At 69.5% G+C, this 17,139-nt stretch carries 15 protein-coding genes; 6 read left to right on the plus strand and 9 right to left on the minus strand.

Going from position 1 to position 17,139, the window contains the following annotated elements; genetic code table 11:
* Positions 1-69 precede the first annotated feature (69 nt).
* The 3 genes from DMH01_RS00370 to DMH01_RS00380 all read left to right on the plus strand — a co-directional run bounded on the left by DMH01_RS00370 (position 70) and on the right by DMH01_RS00380 (position 4,210).
* A complete protein-coding gene (locus DMH01_RS00370; RefSeq protein ID WP_125673133.1) occupies positions 70-1,011 on the plus strand; it encodes a serine protein kinase RIO in 942 nt (313 codons plus the stop codon).
* A gap of 366 nt (positions 1,012-1,377) precedes the next feature.
* Positions 1,378-2,880: a DEAD/DEAH box helicase gene (locus DMH01_RS00375; protein ID WP_125673134.1), complete on the plus strand. Its 1,503-nt coding sequence runs from the start codon at positions 1,378-1,380 to the stop codon at positions 2,878-2,880.
* A 142-nt stretch (positions 2,881-3,022) separates the two neighbouring features.
* Positions 3,023-4,210 (plus strand): 8-amino-7-oxononanoate synthase, encoded by a 1,188-nt coding sequence (locus tag DMH01_RS00380; RefSeq protein ID WP_125673135.1) that lies wholly within the window; start codon positions 3,023-3,025, stop codon positions 4,208-4,210.
* Here DMH01_RS00380 and DMH01_RS00385 read toward each other — a convergent pair.
* Both DMH01_RS00385 and DMH01_RS00390 read right to left on the minus strand, forming a co-directional pair.
* Positions 4,176-4,658, minus strand: a complete 483-nt coding sequence (locus DMH01_RS00385) for a GNAT family N-acetyltransferase (protein WP_125673136.1) — start codon at positions 4,656-4,658, stop codon at positions 4,176-4,178. The genes DMH01_RS00380 and DMH01_RS00385 overlap by 35 nt on opposite strands.
* Before the next feature lie 33 nt (positions 4,659-4,691).
* Positions 4,692-5,525, minus strand: a complete 834-nt coding sequence (locus DMH01_RS00390) for a trypsin-like serine protease (protein WP_125673137.1) — start codon at positions 5,523-5,525, stop codon at positions 4,692-4,694.
* Positions 5,526-5,859: 334 nt separating this feature from the next.
* Here DMH01_RS00390 and DMH01_RS00395 point away from each other — a divergent pair, with 334 nt between their 5' ends.
* Together DMH01_RS00395 and DMH01_RS00400 are read left to right on the plus strand one after the other, a co-directional pair.
* Complete coding sequence (locus DMH01_RS00395; protein ID WP_125674263.1) at positions 5,860-6,522, plus strand: M15 family metallopeptidase; 663 nt, start codon at positions 5,860-5,862, stop codon at positions 6,520-6,522.
* 75 nt (positions 6,523-6,597) lie between these two features.
* A complete protein-coding gene (locus DMH01_RS00400; protein WP_125673138.1) occupies positions 6,598-7,992 on the plus strand; it encodes a mycothione reductase in 1,395 nt (464 codons plus the stop codon).
* Positions 7,993-8,234: 242 nt separating this feature from the next.
* Here DMH01_RS00400 and DMH01_RS00405 read toward each other — a convergent pair whose 3' ends face one another.
* Positions 8,235-8,747, minus strand: coding sequence for a hypothetical protein (locus DMH01_RS00405; RefSeq protein WP_233621364.1), 513 nt, complete (start codon positions 8,745-8,747; stop codon positions 8,235-8,237).
* Between the two features lie 55 nt (positions 8,748-8,802).
* On the minus strand, positions 8,803-10,050 hold the full coding sequence (locus tag DMH01_RS00410) for an MFS transporter (RefSeq protein ID WP_125673139.1): 1,248 nt from the start codon (positions 10,048-10,050) through the stop codon (positions 8,803-8,805).
* Positions 10,051-10,098: 48 nt separating this feature from the next.
* Here DMH01_RS00410 and DMH01_RS00415 point away from each other — a divergent pair, with 48 nt between their 5' ends.
* The gene (locus DMH01_RS00415) at positions 10,099-10,788 is read left to right on the plus strand and encodes a FadR/GntR family transcriptional regulator (RefSeq protein WP_125673140.1); all 690 of its coding nucleotides are present in this window, start codon (positions 10,099-10,101) and stop codon (positions 10,786-10,788) included.
* 79 nt (positions 10,789-10,867) lie between these two features.
* On the opposite strand, the gene map is transcribed toward DMH01_RS00415, so the two are convergent.
* The 5 genes from map to DMH01_RS00440 all read right to left on the minus strand — a co-directional run bounded on the left by map (position 10,868) and on the right by DMH01_RS00440 (position 17,137).
* Positions 10,868-11,725 (minus strand): type I methionyl aminopeptidase, encoded by an 858-nt coding sequence (gene map, locus DMH01_RS00420; RefSeq protein WP_125673141.1) that lies wholly within the window; start codon positions 11,723-11,725, stop codon positions 10,868-10,870.
* Between the two features lie 23 nt (positions 11,726-11,748).
* Positions 11,749-13,554 carry a penicillin-binding transpeptidase domain-containing protein gene (locus DMH01_RS00425; protein ID WP_125673142.1) on the minus strand — a complete coding sequence of 602 codons (1,806 nt, stop codon included), beginning with the start codon at positions 13,552-13,554 and terminating at the stop codon, positions 11,749-11,751.
* Positions 13,555-13,616: 62 nt separating this feature from the next.
* Positions 13,617-14,471 (minus strand): GNAT family N-acetyltransferase, encoded by an 855-nt coding sequence (locus DMH01_RS00430; protein WP_125673143.1) that lies wholly within the window; start codon positions 14,469-14,471, stop codon positions 13,617-13,619.
* 154 nt (positions 14,472-14,625) lie between these two features.
* On the minus strand, positions 14,626-15,777 hold the full coding sequence (gene ispG, locus DMH01_RS00435) for a flavodoxin-dependent (E)-4-hydroxy-3-methylbut-2-enyl-diphosphate synthase (protein WP_076155264.1): 1,152 nt from the start codon (positions 15,775-15,777) through the stop codon (positions 14,626-14,628).
* A 118-nt stretch (positions 15,778-15,895) separates the two neighbouring features.
* Positions 15,896-17,137: an RIP metalloprotease gene (locus tag DMH01_RS00440; RefSeq protein ID WP_125673144.1), complete on the minus strand. Its 1,242-nt coding sequence runs from the start codon at positions 17,135-17,137 to the stop codon at positions 15,896-15,898.
* Between the last annotated feature and the right edge of the window lie 2 nt (positions 17,138-17,139).

Genomic DNA, 17,139 nt, shown 5'->3' on the forward strand with positions numbered 1-17,139 from the left:
CACTCGCCCCTCGCGGCTGAGCCACGACGCTCGCCCGGTGGGGCATCCCTGATCTAGGAGAACCCACCAGTGCGCAAGCACGATCTCGAAGAAGAAACCTACAACCGCCCGAGCCGCACCCGTCGTCGCCGTTTCGACGACGAGCCCGAACCCGCGCGCGGCGGACGGCTCACCGAAGCCGAACGCGTCCGGCTCGCCCGGCTGCGTGAGGACGCCTACACCGAAACCGCCATCCCCGACGGCGCCGACCGCTGGAGCACATGGGGAGAGGCGGAGCACGGGCCACTGCCGCGCCCGGACTGGGTGATCACCGAACTGGCGGCGGTGGACACCGAACTCGGCATCCTCAAGACCGGCAAGGAGGCGGACGTCCACCTCGTCCGGCGCAATCTGCCCGGTACCGAGGGTGTCGTGCTCGCCGCCAAGCGGTATCGCAGTGGCGAGCACCGGTTGTTCCATCGCGACGCCGGCTACCTCGAAGGCAGGCGGATGCGGCGGTCGCGGGAGATGCGGGCCATGGAGTCGCGCAGCAGCTTCGGCCGCAACCTCATCGCCGAACAGTGGGCCGTGGCCGAATTCGGCGCGCTGAGCAGGCTTTGGGCGGTCGGCGCGCCCGTGCCGTACCCGGTGCAGCGTGACGGCACCGAGTTGCTGCTGGAATTCCTCGGCGACGGCGAGACGGCCGCGCCGCGCCTGGCACAGGTCCGCCCGGAGCCGGAGCAGTTGCGGGAACTGTGGTTCCAGACCTCGGCGATGCTGGAACTGCTGGCGTCGCAGGGGCTCGCGCACGGCGACCTCTCGGCGTACAACCTGCTCGTCCACCGTGAGCGGATCATGGTGATCGATCTGCCGCAGGTGGTCGACATCGTGGCCAATCCGGGCGGGCTGGAGTTCCTCGCGCGGGACGTGCGGAACATCGCGACGTGGTTCCACTCGCGGGGGCTGCCGGAGCGGCTCACGGCGGTTTCGGAGCTGATCGAGGAGCTGAAGGAGATCGCCGGTCTCCGGTGACCGTCCACAGTGTCATGAAAGGGTCGTTCAGGACGTGACGGGTCAGGAACGACCCTTTCATGACACGCAGGGAGAAGCCGTCGTGGAGACCCTGCCCACAATCGGTCCCTCCGGTTGGGCGGCCGGATAACGGTCCGGTACAGTAGTGACAGACCGCAACCGGCGGCGTGGATGAGTGGTGTCCGTCGCCTCCAAAGCCAACCGAATGGCTCGCGGTATCCGTATCAACCAATTGGCGCGCGGTGTCACGCAGACGCGGTGTGCCGGGTTCGTCCCTGTGAACGCCCATCTGTGCACACCATCTTGCCTTGCCTGCGTGCGGGCAGCCCGGGCCTCCTTGCGACGTGCCACGTCCGAGAGGCATTTGTGACAGTCACGTTCAACTCCGGCCACACCTCACCGTCGGCCCGGCAGCACCGCAAGCCGCGCACCCGCCCCGCGGGTGACTCGATGCTGCACAACGACGCCGTCGAGAGTGTCAAGGCCACCACCTGGGCGGAGCTCGGGCTTCCCGAGCCGCTGCTGCGGGCACTGGCCGACGCCGGTATCACCACCCCGTTCCCGATCCAGTCGGCGACCATCCCCGACGCGCTCTCCGGCCGCGACGTGCTCGGCCGCGCCCAGACCGGTTCCGGCAAGACCCTGGCCTTCGGCCTCGCGATGCTGACCCGGCTCAACGGCGGCCGCGCCCGTCCGAAGCACCCGCGTGCGCTGATCCTGGTCCCGACCCGCGAGCTGGCCATGCAGGTCGCCGACTCGCTGACCCCGCTGGCCAAGTCGCTCGGCCTGTGGTGCCGCACCGCCGTCGGCGGTATGGCCTTCACCCGCCAGGCCGACGCGCTTTCCCGCGGCGTCGACCTGCTGATCGCCACCCCCGGCCGGTTGTCGGACCACGTCCGGCAGGGCACCGCGTCGCTGTCGGACTGCACCTTCATCGCGCTCGACGAAGCCGACCAGATGGCCGACATGGGCTTCATGCCGCAGGTTCGCGAGATCCTCGACCTGACCCCGCGTGACGGCCAGCGCCTGCTGTTCTCCGCCACCCTCGACGGTGACGTCGACCGCCTGGTCCGCGCGTACCTGACCAACCCGGTCACGCACTCGGTCGCCCCGTCGACCGCCAGTGTCACCACCATGGATCACCACGTGCTCCAGGTGTCGCACCAGGACAAGCAGGACGTCATCACCGAGATCGGCGCCCGTGAGGGCCGCACGATCATGTTCGTCCGCACCAAGCACCACGTGGACCGCCTCACCGAGCGCCTGCGCGAGAAGGGTGTCCACGCGGCCGCGCTGCACGGCGGCAAGACCCAGGGCCAGCGCAACCGCGTCCTCGCGGACTTCAAGGAAGGCTACGCGCCCGTCCTCGTCGCCACGGACGTCGCCGCGCGCGGTATCCATGTCGATGACATCTCGCTGGTGCTGCACGTCGACCCGGCCGCCGACCACAAGGACTACCTGCACCGCGCGGGCCGCACCGCGCGCGCCGGGGCGTCCGGTGTCGTGGTCACGCTGGTCACCCACGACCAGCGCCGCATGGTGCGCCGGATGACCGACCGCGCCGGTGTCCGCGCCGAGCAGACCACGGTCCGCCCGGGCGACGCCGAGCTCATCCGCATCACCGGTGCGCAGCAGCCCAGCGGCGAGCCGGTCGTCGAGCGTCGTCGTGAGTCTCCGCGTCGTGGCGGTGGCCGCGGCTACGGTGGCGGCGACCGCGGCGGTTACCAGGGTTCGCGCGAGGGTCACGGTCACCGCGAAGGCGGCCGTCCCGGCGGCTTCCGCGGCCGCCCGCGTCGTGGCGAGTCCGGTGGCGGCAACGGCCGTCCGCAGCGTCCGGGCGGTCGCCCGCGTCGCAGCTACGACAGCTGAAGTAACTGAAGCCGGTTTACCCGGCGGCTAGTGCCATGAAAGGTCCTTTCCTTGCAAATTTTGCAAGGAAAGGACCTTTCATTGCGTTCGCTGTGGGGACCACCACGCCCGGCGCCGAACGCCGGATGGGAGACTGCGGGACGTGACTTCTTCCGGCCCCGCTTCCCAGAACCTCCCGCCCGACCAGGTCTTCGACTGGCTCGACGTGGAAGCGGAGAAGCGGGCCGAGGCCGGGCTGGTGCGCAAGCTGCGCATCCGGCAGGCGCAGGAACCGGAGCTGGATCTCGCGGGCAACGACTACCTCGGGCTCGCCAGGGACAAACGCGTCGCCGGTGCCGCCGCCGCTGCCGCATTGCGCTGGGGCGCCGGAGCCACCGGCTCCCGGCTGGTCTCCGGCACCACCGAGGTCCACGCCGAACTCGAGCACGAGCTCGCCCGCTTCTGCGGCACACAGGCCGCGCTGGTCTTCTCGTCCGGCTTCACCGCGAACCTCGGCGCCGTCACGGCGCTGTCCGGCGCGGATTCCGCGATCGTCACGGACAAGTACATCCACGCCTCGCTGATCGAGGGCTGCCGCCTGTCCCGCTCGGACATCGCCGCCGTCGCGCACAGCGACCCGAACGCCTTCAAACACGCGCTCGCGACCCGCCGGAAACCGCGCGCGCTCGTCGTCACCGATTCCGTGTTCTCCGTCGACGGCGACATCGCCCCGCTGGAGCAGCTCGCCGGTGTCTGCCGGGAGCACGGCGCCTCACTGCTCGTCGACGACGCGCACGGCTTCGGTGTCCTCGGCGAGGGCGGCCGCGGCGCCGTCCACGCGGCAGGACTCTCCGGCGCGCCGGACGTCGTCACCACGATCACGCTGTCGAAATCCCTTGGGGCGCAAGGCGGAGCGGTCCTCGGACCGCGTCGGGTGATCAAGCATCTCGTGGACACCGCGCGCAGTTTCATCTTCGACACCGGCCTCGCGCCCGCCAGTGCCGCCGCCGCGCTGGCCGCGCTCACCGCGTTGAAGGCCGAGCCCGAGCTGGCCACCAAGGTGACCGAAGCCGCCGGAAACCTCGCGATGCAGCTGAAATCGGCGGGTTTCCGGGTCAGCCTCCCGGACGCGGCGGTGATCTCGGTGCAGGCGCCGTCCCCGGAATCGGCCGTCGCGTGGGCGGCCGCGTGCGCCGATCAGGGCGTGCGGGTCGGCTGCTTCCGTCCGCCGTCCGTGCCCGACGGCATCTCCCGGCTGCGCCTGACCGCGCGGGCCGACCTCACCGAGGCCGACGTGGACCGCGCGGTCGGGGTGATCACGGCCGCGGCGCCTCCCGGCGCCACATCGTGATGTGCGGGATCCCGTCTTCCATGAACTCTTCGCCTTCGACCACGAAGCCGTACTTGGCGTAGAACTTCGTCGCGTAGGTCTGCGCGTCGAGGACACACGGCGCGTCCCCGATCCCCGCGAGGGCGGTCTCCATCAGCCGTCCCGCGAGCCCTTTGCCACGTGAGCGGACGGCCGTGCAGACCCTGCCGATGCGGAAGGTGCCGCCAGCGTCCTGCAACACCCGCAAGTACGAATCGACGGCGACGGAACCGCCGATCCAGAGGTGCCGCGTGCCTGGCAGGAGGTCGCGTCCGTCGATCTCGTGATAGGCGCAGTCCTGCTCGACGACGAACACGTCCACGCGCAGGCGGAGGATGCCGTGCAACTGCGCGGCGGTGATCTCGTCACCGGCGACGGACAGCGGGAACGACGAGGTCTCGATGATCGGGGTGTCGGTGCTCACGCCCACTTGTTAGCACATCGGACGTGAAGAAGGCATCGATCAGCCTATCAGGCCCCGGTTCTTCTGCTGGGAGATCTCGTTCGCGAAGTGGGAGACACGGGTGTAGACACCGGGTTTGCCCGCCTTCGCGCAGCCTTCGCCGAACGACACGATCCCGATCAGCGTGTCGCCCACCATGAGCGGTCCGCCCGAATCGCCCTGGCAGGCGTCGATGCCGCCTTCGGGGTAGCCGGCGCACACCATGTCGCTCGGGTCGTAGCCCGAGTACGCGGTGCGGCAGGTCTTGTCGCTGACCACCGGGACGACCGCGCTGCGCAGGTACTCCGACCGCGCGCCGCCGTCGGCGACCCGGCCCCAGCCGAGAACGGTCGCCTTCGTGCCTTCGCTGTACAGGTCGGCGTCGCCGCTGTCCGCGACCTTCGCGGGCCGGTACGGCAGCTGACCGCTGACCGTCATCACCGCGATGTCGTCACCCTTGCCGGGATCGCCGCTGTAGTCGGGGCTGACCCAGATCCGCGAAACGCGCAGCTCCACGCCGTCCCGGGAACGCTTGTTGTCCCGCCCCGCCACCACGCGGACATCGGCGCGTTTGACCGCGACCGCGCAGTGCGCCGCCGTCGCGACCGTCGTGGAGCTGACGATCACCGCGCCGCAGTACTGGTTGCCGCCGCGATCGGCCAGGTAGACCGCGTACGGGTGCTGCGAGACCGAAGCCTTGCCGCCGCCCACGATCCTCGGCTGGGCCGCCTGCTCCGGCCCGCTCGCCGAGCTGTCGTCCGCCGACGCGCTGTTGACCGCGACCGGCACCATCACGGCCGTCGCGAGTACCGCTCCGACCGCGAGCAGCAGCGTGCGACGTGACTTCTTGGGCATGTTCTGTCCCTTCACCGGGGCGTACGTACGGTCAGACCCTGGGAAGTCATTCGACTCCAGCGCGTACACGAGCGATCGCGAATACCCTAATCGGAGAAAGCCCGATGTGGTGTCACTGAAACGGGTGGACCTGTGCTCACCGAACGCATCTGTCACCCTGGACCTCGTGCGGGCTACGGCGACGATTCTGGCGGCTACGGCCCTTCTGCTCTTCTCGTGTTCGAGCCCGGCCGTCACCAGCGGCCCGGCACAAACCTCTTCGGCGGCAACGACTCCGTCGACCTCGGCCCCGCCACCCACACCCGTCTGGCAGGTCGGCGCGAAGCCGCTTCCCTTGCGCGGCGACGGTTTCGGGCAGATCCTCCCCACTCCGCCCGTGCTGGCGAACCGTTCCCTGCCGACCGCCGACCTGCTTCCGCCGCCCGCCGGAAACCGGTTCTCGGGCACGGTGAATCCCGTTCCCGACGACGTGCTCGCTCGCAGCACCTGGCAGGCGGGCTGCCCCGTCTCCGCGGGCGAACTGCGTTATCTCACGCTCTCGTTCTGGGGTTTCGACGGCCGCGCGCATACCGGGGAAATGCTCGTGAACGCGTCGGTGGCGAACGCCGTCGTCACCGTATTCGGGCAGTTGTTCGCCGCGAAGTTCCCGATCGAGGAAATGCGCGTGACCGCTCCCGCCGAACTCACCGCTCCCCCGACGGGTGACGGGAACAACACCAGCGCCTTCGTCTGCCGTCCGGCCCGCGGCCAGACGAACTGGTCCGCGCACGCGTACGGGCTCGCGATCGACGTCGACCCCTTCTGCAACCCGTACACGAAGGGCGACCTCGTGCTGCCCGAGCTCGCGTCGGCGTACCTCGACCGGGCAGACCGGCGGCCGGGGATGATCACCGCCGGGGACCCGACCGTGGCCGCCTTCGCCGCGATCGGCTGGACCTGGGGCGGCACGTGGACGACGCCGAAGGACCGGATGCACTTCAGCGCCAACGGGCACTGACCGGGAACAACCGCACGCCGTGACAAGTTGGCTAGAGTCGGAACCACCCCGCTCCCCGCCGCAAAGGAAGACAGCGTGCCCCACTACGACCTGGTGATCGTCGGTACCGGATCGGGTAACTCGATCCTCGACCCGCGTTTCGCGGACTGGAACACGGCGATCGTGGAGAAGGGCACGTTCGGTGGGACCTGCCTGAACGTGGGCTGCATCCCGACGAAGATGTTCGTGCACGCCGCCAACGTCGCGGCCACGCCCGCGACGTCGTCGAAGTTCGGCGTCGACGAGGAGCTGACCGGGATCCGCTGGCGCGACGTGCGCGACCGGATCTTCGGCCGGATCGACCCGATCGCCGCCGGCGGCCGCGAGTACCGCGTCCAGCACGAGGACAACAAGAACGTCACCGTGTACGAGGGCGAAGGCCGCTTCACCGGGCACAAGGAGCTGCGGGTCGGCTACTCCGACGGCCGCCCCGCCGAGACGATCACCGCCGACAGGTTCGTGCTGGCCGCGGGCGGGCGCCCGGTGATCCCGGACGTCCCCGGTCTCGCCGAAACCGGCTACCACACCTCCGACACGGTGATGCGGCTCGACGAGCTGCCGTCGAGCATCGTGATCCTGGGCGGCGGGTACATCGCGGCCGAGTTCGCGCACGTCTTCGCCTCGTTCGGGGTGAACGTGACCGTGGTCAACCGGTCCGGCGCGCTGCTGCGCTCCGAGGACGACGACGTCAGCGCCCGGTTCACCGAACTGGCCTCGCAGCGGTTCGACGTCCGGCTCGACCGGAAGACCGTCCGCGCGCGCAAGACCGCGTCGGGTGTCGCTCTGGATCTGGAGGGCCCGGAAGGCGCCGAGACCGTCGAGGCCGACGTGCTCCTCGTCGCGACCGGCCGCACCCCGAACTCCGACCTCCTCGACGTCGCCGCCACCGGCGTGACCACGGGTGAGCGCGGGCACGTCGTGGTCGACGAATACCAGCAGACCGTGGTCGACGGGATCTACGCGCTCGGCGACCTCTCGTCGGTCTACGAGCTGAAGCACGTCGCGAACCACGAGCAGCGCGTCGTGCAGCACAACCTGCTGAACCCGGACGAGCGAATCAAGGCCGACCACCGGTTCGTCCCGCACGCGGTGTTCACCTCGCCGCAGGTCGCTTCGGTCGGGCTGACCGAACGCGAGGCGCGCGAGCGTGGCGTGTCGTACGTGACGTCGCACCAGGACTACGCGGGCATCGCCTACGGCTGGGCGATGGAGGACACCACCGGCTTCGCGAAGCTGCTCGCCGACCCGGCCACCGGGCAGCTGCTCGGCGCGCACATCATCGGCCCGCAGGCGTCTTCGGTGATCCAGCCGCTGATCCAGGCGATGAGCTTCGGTCTCGACGCGAAGAGCATGGCGCGCGGGCAGTACTGGATCCATCCGGCGATGCCGGAACTGGTCGAGAACGCGCTGCTGAACTTGCCTCTGGACTGACCCCTGCCCGCGTTTAGTCCTCTAGATGCGGGGCGCATCCCGGTGGGGCTCAGCGACCATGTCGCGAAAGCCACTTTCAGGACATCACACGTCGCGAAAGTGGCTTTCGCGACACGTCTCGACCGCAGGGTTCTCCAAGGGGCACATCAGCGACGCACTACAGCTCCACTGACGTTGCGAAAGCGGCTTTCGCAACCTGCCCGCCTGCGCCTCACCCCCGCATTTAGAGGACCAAACGCGTCTCAGACGACGCGGTCGCAGGCGCGGGCCCCGTTCCGCGCCGCGAGCGCGCCGACCGCGTTCCCCTCGGCGTCCGAGGCGCCCATCAAGACGGCCGAGCGGGCCCCGTCACGCTGGAACCGCTCGCCCGCCTCGATGTAGCGGCGGATCGCCGCCAAGAACTCCTCCCGCGCGGATGCCGCCCCTCCGGGCACCGCGCGGACCCCCGTCGCCCCCTTGAGGACGTCCTTGGCGTCGTCCACCTTCGTCGCGACGTGGTGCTGCCACTTGCGCAGCTCCGTCGCGGCGTCCCCCTTCGGGTCCGGCCAGTAGCGCTGGATGTCCGCGCCGCTGTCCTTCCACACCCGCACGCACACCCGGTCCACGGCGCGGTAGAACTCGTGCGGCGAGGCCACAGCCGCGGGCCGCTCCGGCGCCACGGCGACGCACACCGCGGCGAAACACGCCAGAGCCGCCCCGTACGCCAGTCCCTCCACCACGCCGACCCCCAGGACCCGAGTTTTGAACAGGTTCAACTCGATCAGGCTATGGCTTCGCCCCGGGGTGGGTCAAGGTGTTTTTTGAACGCGTTCAGACGAAGCGGCGGCGACCGGCCAAGGCGCCGAAGGTCATCTGCGCCGCGAAGACGACGAGCATCATGATCCAGGGCACGGTCCAGGCGTGGGTGAGGTCGTGAAGCAGCCCGAAGAGGAACGGCCCGACGGCCGCCATCAGGTAGCCGATGCCCTGCGCCATCCCCGACAGCCGCGCGGTGTCCTCACCGGTGCGCGCCCGCAGCGCGATCACCGTCAGCGCGAGCGAGAAGACGCTCATCCCGAGCCCGATGAGGATGCACCAGAGCAGCGGCGAGGCGGACGGCGCGACCATCATGCCGACCATGCCGACGAAGCCGAAGACGCCCAGCCCGACGATCCACGGGCTCTGGCTCTTGTGCCGCGCGGCCATCGGGGCCACCACGAGACTGATCGGGACGGCGATGAGCGACATCAGCCCGAGCAGCAGTCCGGAATCGCCCTTGCTCACCCCCGCGTCGATCATCACTTCCGGCAGCCAGCCCATCACGACGTAGGCCAAAAAGGCCTGAGTTCCGAAGAAAAGCGTGACCATCCACGCAAGGGGGCTACGCAGGAGCGATCGCCCGCTACCCTGCTTGCCTGCCTCGGCAACGGGCGCACGCCCCGCACCACGGGCTGCGAGAATCCAGACGAGGAGTGCGAGCACCGCCAATACGGACCAGGCGCCGAGACCTTGGCGCCAGCCGCCGAACGCGTTCTCCAAGGGAGGGGTGAGCGCGGACCCCAGGGCGCCCCCGCCCTGCAGAGCGGCGGTGTACACGCCGGTCATCATGCCGACACGTGCCGGGAAGGAGTCCTTGATGACGACCGGGATCAGGACGTTCGCCAGGGCGATTCCCGCCGTGGCCACCAGGGTTCCCCCGAGCACGACGTACGGTCCGTCGAGCACGCGCAGTACGAGGCCGACGGCCAGCACCGAAAGCGCGGACGCGATGGCCGCGCCGATGCCGAACCGCCGGGCCAGCAGAGGGGCGGCGAGACCGGCGGCGGCGAAACAGAGGCCGGGGAGCGTGGTGAGCACGCCCGCCCAGGTCGCCGTGGCGCCGAGGTCGTCGCGCATCTCGCCGAGAATGGGGCCGACACTGGTGATGGCCGGGCGCAGGTTGAGCGCCACCAGGATCACCGCGACACCGAGCAGCACGCCGCCGGTGATCACTCCCGGCCGCCACCCCGTTTCGATCGAGCCTTCGAGTTCGAGGCTTTCATCGAATGGGGAAACGGGTTCTCGGGAGTCGACACGCACGTCGGCTAGTATCACATACATAGGATGATTGGATGAAGGGACAACGCTGTGCCATTGGCCACCACGCGCCGTGCCGGCCTGGTCGATCAGGTCATCGAGCAGCTGCGTGACGCCGTCACGCAGGGAGAATGGCCCATCGGTCAGCGGATTCCGACCGAACCGGAGCTGGCAGGGCAGCTCGGCGTCGGGCGCAACACCGTCCGCGAGGCCGTTCGCGCCCTCGCGCACACGGGGCTGCTCGAGGTCCGGCAGGGCGACGGGACCTACGTGCGGGCGACGAGCGAGGTCTCGGGCGCCATCCGGCGGTTGTGCGGTTCGGAACTGCGCGAGGTGCTGCAGGTGCGGCGCATCCTCGAGGTCGAAGGCGCCCGGCTCGCGGCCGCGTCGCGGACCGACGAGGAGGTCGCCGAGCTGAAGGCGCTGCTCGACCGCCGCAACGCCGAGCTGCGCGAGGGCCATTGGGAGGATTTCGCCCGCCTCGACGCGGAATTCCACTTCGCCGTCGTCCAAAGTGGACATAACACCCTGCTGACCGAGATGTACCGCGGGCTCACCGAGGTGATCACGGCCAGCGTGGCCGCCACGTCGAACGTGACGCCCGGGCGCGAGTACCTGCCGGAGATAGGGCATGAAGGCCTCGCCGAGGCCATCGCCGACCGCGACGCCGACCGGGCCGCGACCGAGGCGTGCGGTTTCCTGGACGAGCTCCTGGCCAGGGTGGAGCAGGACGAGAGCTGAAGGGGACTTTCCCCGCATAAGACGCAGCGAAAGGGCCCTTCACCGCATCACATGCGGTGAAGGGCCCTTTCAGCCCACATCAGGGCAGGGTCAAGATCTCCGCGCCGTCCTCGGTCACCACGAGGGTGTGCTCGAACTGGGCCGTCCACTTCTTGTCCTTGGTGGTGACGGTCCAGTCGTCGGCCCAGATGTCGTAGTCGATGGTCCCGAGGGTGATCATCGGCTCGATCGTGAACGTCATGCCCTGCTCGATGATCGTGTCGACCGACGGCTCCTCGTAGTGCAGGACGGTCGGCGCGGTGTGGAACGCCGGTCCGACGCCGTGGCCGGTGAAGTCGCGCACGACGCCGTAACCGAACCGCTTCGCGTACGCCTCGATGACGCGGCCGATCACGTTGAGCTGCCTGCCGGGGCGGACGGCCTTGATGGCGCGCATGGTCGCCTCGCGCGTGCGCTCGACCAGCAGCCGCGCCTCCTCGGAGACGTCACCCGCCAGGAACGTCGCGTTGGTGTCGCCGTGGACACCGCCGATGAACGCGGTGACGTCGATGTTGCAGATGTCGCCGTCCTCGATCACCGTCGAGTCCGGGATGCCGTGGCAGATCACCTCGTTCAGCGAGGTGCAGCACGACTTCGGGAACGCGCGGTAGCCCAGCGTCGACGGGTACGCGTGGTGGTCCAGCAGGAACTCGTGGATCACTTTGTCGATGTCGTCGGTGGTCGCACCGGGTTTGACGGCCTTGCCGCCCTCCTCGAGCGCCTGCGCCGCGATCCGGCCCGCGACTCGCATCGCCTCGATGACCTCGGGCGTGCGGACCCCGTTGCCCGTGTCGCGTTTCGGCGCCGGCCGGTCGACGTACTCGGGACGGGCGATGCCGGCGGGGACGACTCGCCTCGGCGTCTGGACGCCGGGCTTCAAGGGGGATCGAACGGACATGAGCCCAGCCTACGACCTGACGGCTAACCGAGCCCCGCCAGGAAGCGCTGGGCGGCCTCGACCGCGGGCCTGGACGTCCCCGCGTCGGTCGTCAGCACCGCGAAGGCCAGGTCACCGGTGTAGCCGACGAACCAGCCGTGTGCATGCGTGCCGTCGCCGAACTGCGCCGTCCCGGTCTTGCCCCGGACGTCCGCCAACGGCTTGAGCAGCGTCGCCGTGCCGTCGGTGACGACCTCGCGCATCATCCCGCGGAGGGCGTCGAGCACCTCGGGCTTGATCGGCTTGCCGAGCCCGGACGACGTCGTGGCCATCCCCCGCACCAGCGTCGGCACCGGGACCTTCCCGGACTGGACCGTCGCGGTGGCGACAGCCAGCCCGAACGGGCTCGTCACGACGGTCCCCTGCCCGAACCCGTTCTCCGCCCGCTGCGCGACGGTGTTCGCCGGCGGGACCGAACCGGTGATCGTGGTCAGGCCCGGGATCACGAAGTCGGCGCCGACGCCGAGGTCGCGCGCGGCGTCGGTCAGCGCGGCGGGCGGCAGATCGGTCGCGAGTTTCGCGAACGTCGTGTTGCAGGATTTGGCGAACGCCGTGGACAGCGGGACGACGCCGAGCGCGAATTTGCCCTCGTTCGGCACCGTCCGGTTTTCGAACGTGGCCGTGCCGGGACAGTCGACGGGACTGTCCGCCCGCACCGAACCCGCGGTCAGCCCCGCGACGGCGGTGGCCATCTTGAACGTGGAACCCGGCGGGAACCGGCCGGTGAGCGAGATCGCTCCCTGTGTGTCGGCCGGGGCGTTCTGCGCGACCGCCAGCAGTTCGCCGGTCGACGGCTGGATCGCGACCAGCGCGGAGGCCGTCGGGACCGGGGCGAGCGCCCGCTCCGCCGACCCCTGCGCCTTCACGCTGAGCGTGCTGACGACCGCGGGCGCGGGCTTGGGGTTCTCGGAGTGCAGGTCGATGATCTCGCCACCGCCCGTGTCGAGCGTGACGACGCGCCAACCCGCGGAGCCCTCCACCTGGTCCTCCACGAGCGACCGGACCGCCGGCAGCACCTGTTTGCCGAAGTTCTTGTCGTCGGGCAGGAGCCTTTCCTGCTGACTGAACCGGACGCCGGGCAGGTCGTAGATCTCGGGTTTCACCTCTTGGTAGCTGTTCGCCCGCAGGCTCACCACCGGATAGCCGGAGCCGGGTTTGAGCGTCTTCACCCCGTCGCGGATCGACTGGCCGGTCACCGACGCCTCGAACCGGTTGAGCGCCGCGCCGAGTTTGTCGGTGACGGCCACCAGATCGCCGGCCTTCGCCGGGTCGAGCACCACGCTGACGACCGTCTGCGGGCGCAGCAACGGCATCCCGTCGCGGTCCAGCACCGGCGCGAGATCCGGCGGATCGGCCTTCAGCGCGATGCTCTGCTGCGCGGCCAGCTGCGGATGGAGCGCCGTCGGCAACCAGCGCACCTTCCAGCCGTCCTGCGTGGAATGGACCTGCGCGTCGGCCTTGTACGTCCAGTTCCGGCCGCGCGGCAGCTTCCAGGTGAGCTGATAGGTCGCCGTCCCGTTGTCCGCCCCGGACGCGTGCTTGACCTGCTTGTCCACGATGGTGATCGACTCGGGGGAAAGCGCTTTCCGAGCCATCTCCAGCGACGCTCGCGCGGCCTCCGGCGAATCGGTGAAGGAGGCCGCGGTGACGACGTCACCGGAGGAGAGTCCGCCGAGGAAGCCCGAGATGGCGTCTTCAGGACCGGAGTCGGCGAAGAGGCCGCACCCGGCGGCCGAGAGACCCACCACCCCCGCGAGCACGACGACGGCGACACGACGACCTGCAGGCATGCCTCGAATCCTGCCAGCCCCGGCCCGATGCGGCCGGACGCGACACGGCCTGGCCGTGTCCTCTAAAACAGAACCGTCGCGTACTGGCCGACCTGCTGGAAGCCGATCTTGCGGTAGGCGGCGAGTGCCGGGCTGTTGTAGGCGTTGACATACAGGCTCGCCGTGCGGCCCATCCCGCGGACGAGCCTGGTCACCACCGACGCCGTCCCGGCCGTGCCGATCCCGCCGCCGCGGCGTTCCGGATGCACCCAGACGCCCTGGATCTGGCCGACCGTCGAGGACATCGCGCCGATCTCGGCCTTGAAGACGACCTCGCCGTCCTCGAACCGCGCGAACGCCCGGCCGCCGGCGATCAGCTCCGCGACGCGGGCGCGATACCCGGCGCCACCGTCACCGGTGCGGGGGTCGACGCCGACCTCCTCGACGAACATGGCGATCGCGGCCGGGAGATACCGGTCGAGTTCCTCCGGGCGGACCGCGCGGACCAGCGGATCGGCGGCGACGGTCGGGATGCCGTCGAGCGCCAGCAGCGGCTGGTCGTGCCGGACTTCGCGGGCGGGGCCCCATTCCGGCTCGAGTTCGTCCCAGAGCCCCAGCACCTGCTCGGCCGGGCCGACCAGTGAAGAACAGGTCCGCTGACGCCGCAGGGCGCGATCGGCGAAGGAACGCAAAGCGGAGGCGTTGCCGCGCAAGGGGATCAAGTTCGGCCCGGAGAAGCACAGCCCCTGGAGCCTGCCCGCGCGAACGGGGCGGGAATCCGCGGCCCAGAGCTCACCACCGAGCCGCCAGGGGTCGAGACCCGCGGTCTCCACCCTGGCACTCACCATGCAGCTGCCGACCGGGTCTGTGGCGAGCGCGGCACGGACCGCGGGATAGTCCCGATCATCGAGCAGCCGTGCACCTGCAAGCCGCAACACCACTCCAGGGTGCCAGATCGGCGGCGTAAACGGAACGCAAGCTTCACGACACGCTGAGAGAACTTCGGCAGGTCGGGGCCATCAAGCGCCATGAACGGTCCTTTCCTGGCAAAATTTGCGAGGAAAGGACCGTTCCTAGCATGGTCTCGACCACTCAGCCGACGGTGACGGTGGGCTCTCCCTCGCCGATCGTCTGGCCCGACTCCTCGGCGATCCGCATGGCCTCTTCGATCAGCGTCTCGACGATCGCGTGCTCGGGCACGGTCTTGATGACCTCGCCCTTGACGAAGATCTGGCCCTTGCCGTTGCCCGAAGCGACGCCCAGGTCCGCCTCGCGCGCCTCGCCGGGGCCGTTGACGACACAGCCCATGACCGCGACGCGCAGCGGGACCTCCATGCCCTCCAGCCCGGCGGTCACCTGCTCGGCCAGCGTGTAGACGTCCACCTGCGCGCGGCCGCACGAGGGGCAGGACACGATCTCGAGCTTGCGCTCCTTGAGGTTCAGCGACTGCAGGATCTGGATCCCGACCTTGACCTCTTCCACCGGCGGCGCGGACAGCGAAACGCGGATGGTGTCGCCGATGCCCTGGCGCAGCAGCGCGCCGAAGGCCACGGCCGACTTGATGGTGCCCTGGAACGCCGGGCCCGCCTCGGTGACGCCGAGGTGCAGCGGGTAGTCGCACTGCTCGGCGAGGATCTCGTACGCGCGCACCATGACCACCGGGTCGTTGTGCTTCACGGAGATCTTCACGTCGTAGAAGTCGTGCTCGGCGAACAGCGACGCCTCCCACAGCGCCGACTCGGCCAGCGCCTCCGGGGTCGCCTTGCCGTACTTGTCCATGATCCGCTTGTCCAGCGAACCCGCGTTGACGCCGATCCGGATCGGGGTGCCGTGGTCCTTCGCGGCCCGCGCGATCTCCTTGACCTGGTCGTCGAACTTGCGGATGTTGCCCGGGTTCACCCGGACCGCCGCGCAGCCCGCCTCGATCGCGGCGAAGACGTACTTCGGCTGGAAGTGGATGTCGGCGATCACCGGGATCTGCGACTTCCGCGCGATCGCGGGCAGCGCCTCGGCGTCGTCCGCCGACGGGCACGCGACGCGCACGATGTCACAGCCCGCAGCGGTCAGCTCGGCGATCTGCTGCAGGGTCGCGTTGACGTCGGAGGTGAGGGTGGTGGTCATCGACTGCACCGAAATCGGGTGCTCGCTACCGACGCCGACCGGCCCGACCTGCAGCTGTCGGGTCTTGCGACGCTCGGAGAGGACGGGAGGAGGAAGCGCTGGCATACCTAGAGCGACAGTCACGCCTTCAAGCGTACCTACCCCGATCGGCGGACATACACGACGTCAGCCGTCACGGTGAGCAGCATTACCTGGGCAGCCCAACGGTGTTGACAGCGCGCTCCGTAACCACCCTCCCGCGTCACTGGAACAGCTTGACCGGGTTCACGATGTCGGCGGTGACGGTGAGCAGAGTCACCGCGCCGCCGATGAAGACGAGCACCATCGTGACCGCGGACAGCTTCGTGTAGTCGACCGGACCACCCGGCCCCTTGCCCCGCAGTTTCCGGAACCAGTCCCGGACCCGCTCGAACCAGACGACCGCGATATGCCCGCCGTCGAGCGGGAGCAGCGGCAGCAGGTTGAACACGCCGATGAAGAAGTTCAGGCTCGCCAGCAGGAGCACGAAGATCTCCCACAGACCGCGCTCGGCGGCCTCGCCACCGATGCGGCTGGCGCCGACGACACTGACCGGGGTGTTCGGATCGCGCTCGCCGCCGAAGATGGAATCCACCACCGCGGGGATCCGCGAGGGGAACTCGATCAGCCGTTTGGCGGTCTCGGAGAACATCGTGCCGGTAAAAGAGAACGTCGCCCCGACCGCGTCAACGGGGCCGTAGCTCAGCATCGGCGGCGCGGTGTTCTGGATCGGCGAGGCGCCGATCATGCCGACGTCCTTGACCGTGGTGTTGTTGGAACCGTCGGCGACCAGCCGCTGCACCCGCGGCACGTCGACGGTCAGGTTCAGCCGCTGCCCGTTCCGTTCGACCACGAACGGCGTCGGGCCACTGGCGACCTGGACGGCGGCGAGCATTTCGCGCCAGGTCTTGATCGGCTTGCCCGCGACGGAGACGACCTTGTCGCCCGCCTGGAGGCCGGCGGTCTTCGCGGGGGTCGGGGCGTCAGGCGGGCAGGCCGTGTCGTTCAGCTGCTCCACGGTGGTGGCCGCGCGGGCGCACGACGTGGCGCTGATCACGGCCTCGGTGGGGGCGGCCTGCGCGGCCGGATTCGGCAGGCCCATGGTGACGGCCATCAGGTAGAGAATGACGAACCCGAGGATGAAGTGCATCGCCGAGCCCGCCGACATGACGACGGTGCGCTTCCAGGTCTTGAAGCGCCACATCGCGCGCTTCGACTCTTCCGGGGTCACCTCGTCGAGCGCGGTCATGCCCGCGATGTCGCAGAACCCGCCGAGCGGGATCCACTTCACGCCGTATTCGGTCTCGCCGCGACGGAAGGAGAAGATCGTCGGCCCGAAGCCGATGAAGTAGCGCCGGACCTTCATGCCGAAGGCCTTGGCCGCCCACATGTGGCCGGCTTCGTGCAGCGCGACGGACAGGCAGATGCCCAGCGCGAACAGCACGATCCCGAGAATGAAGACCACGC

The sequence above is a fragment of the Amycolatopsis sp. WAC 04182 genome (assembly GCF_003947465.1).
In the GTDB taxonomy this organism is placed as follows: Bacteria; Actinomycetota; Actinomycetes; order Mycobacteriales; family Pseudonocardiaceae; genus Amycolatopsis.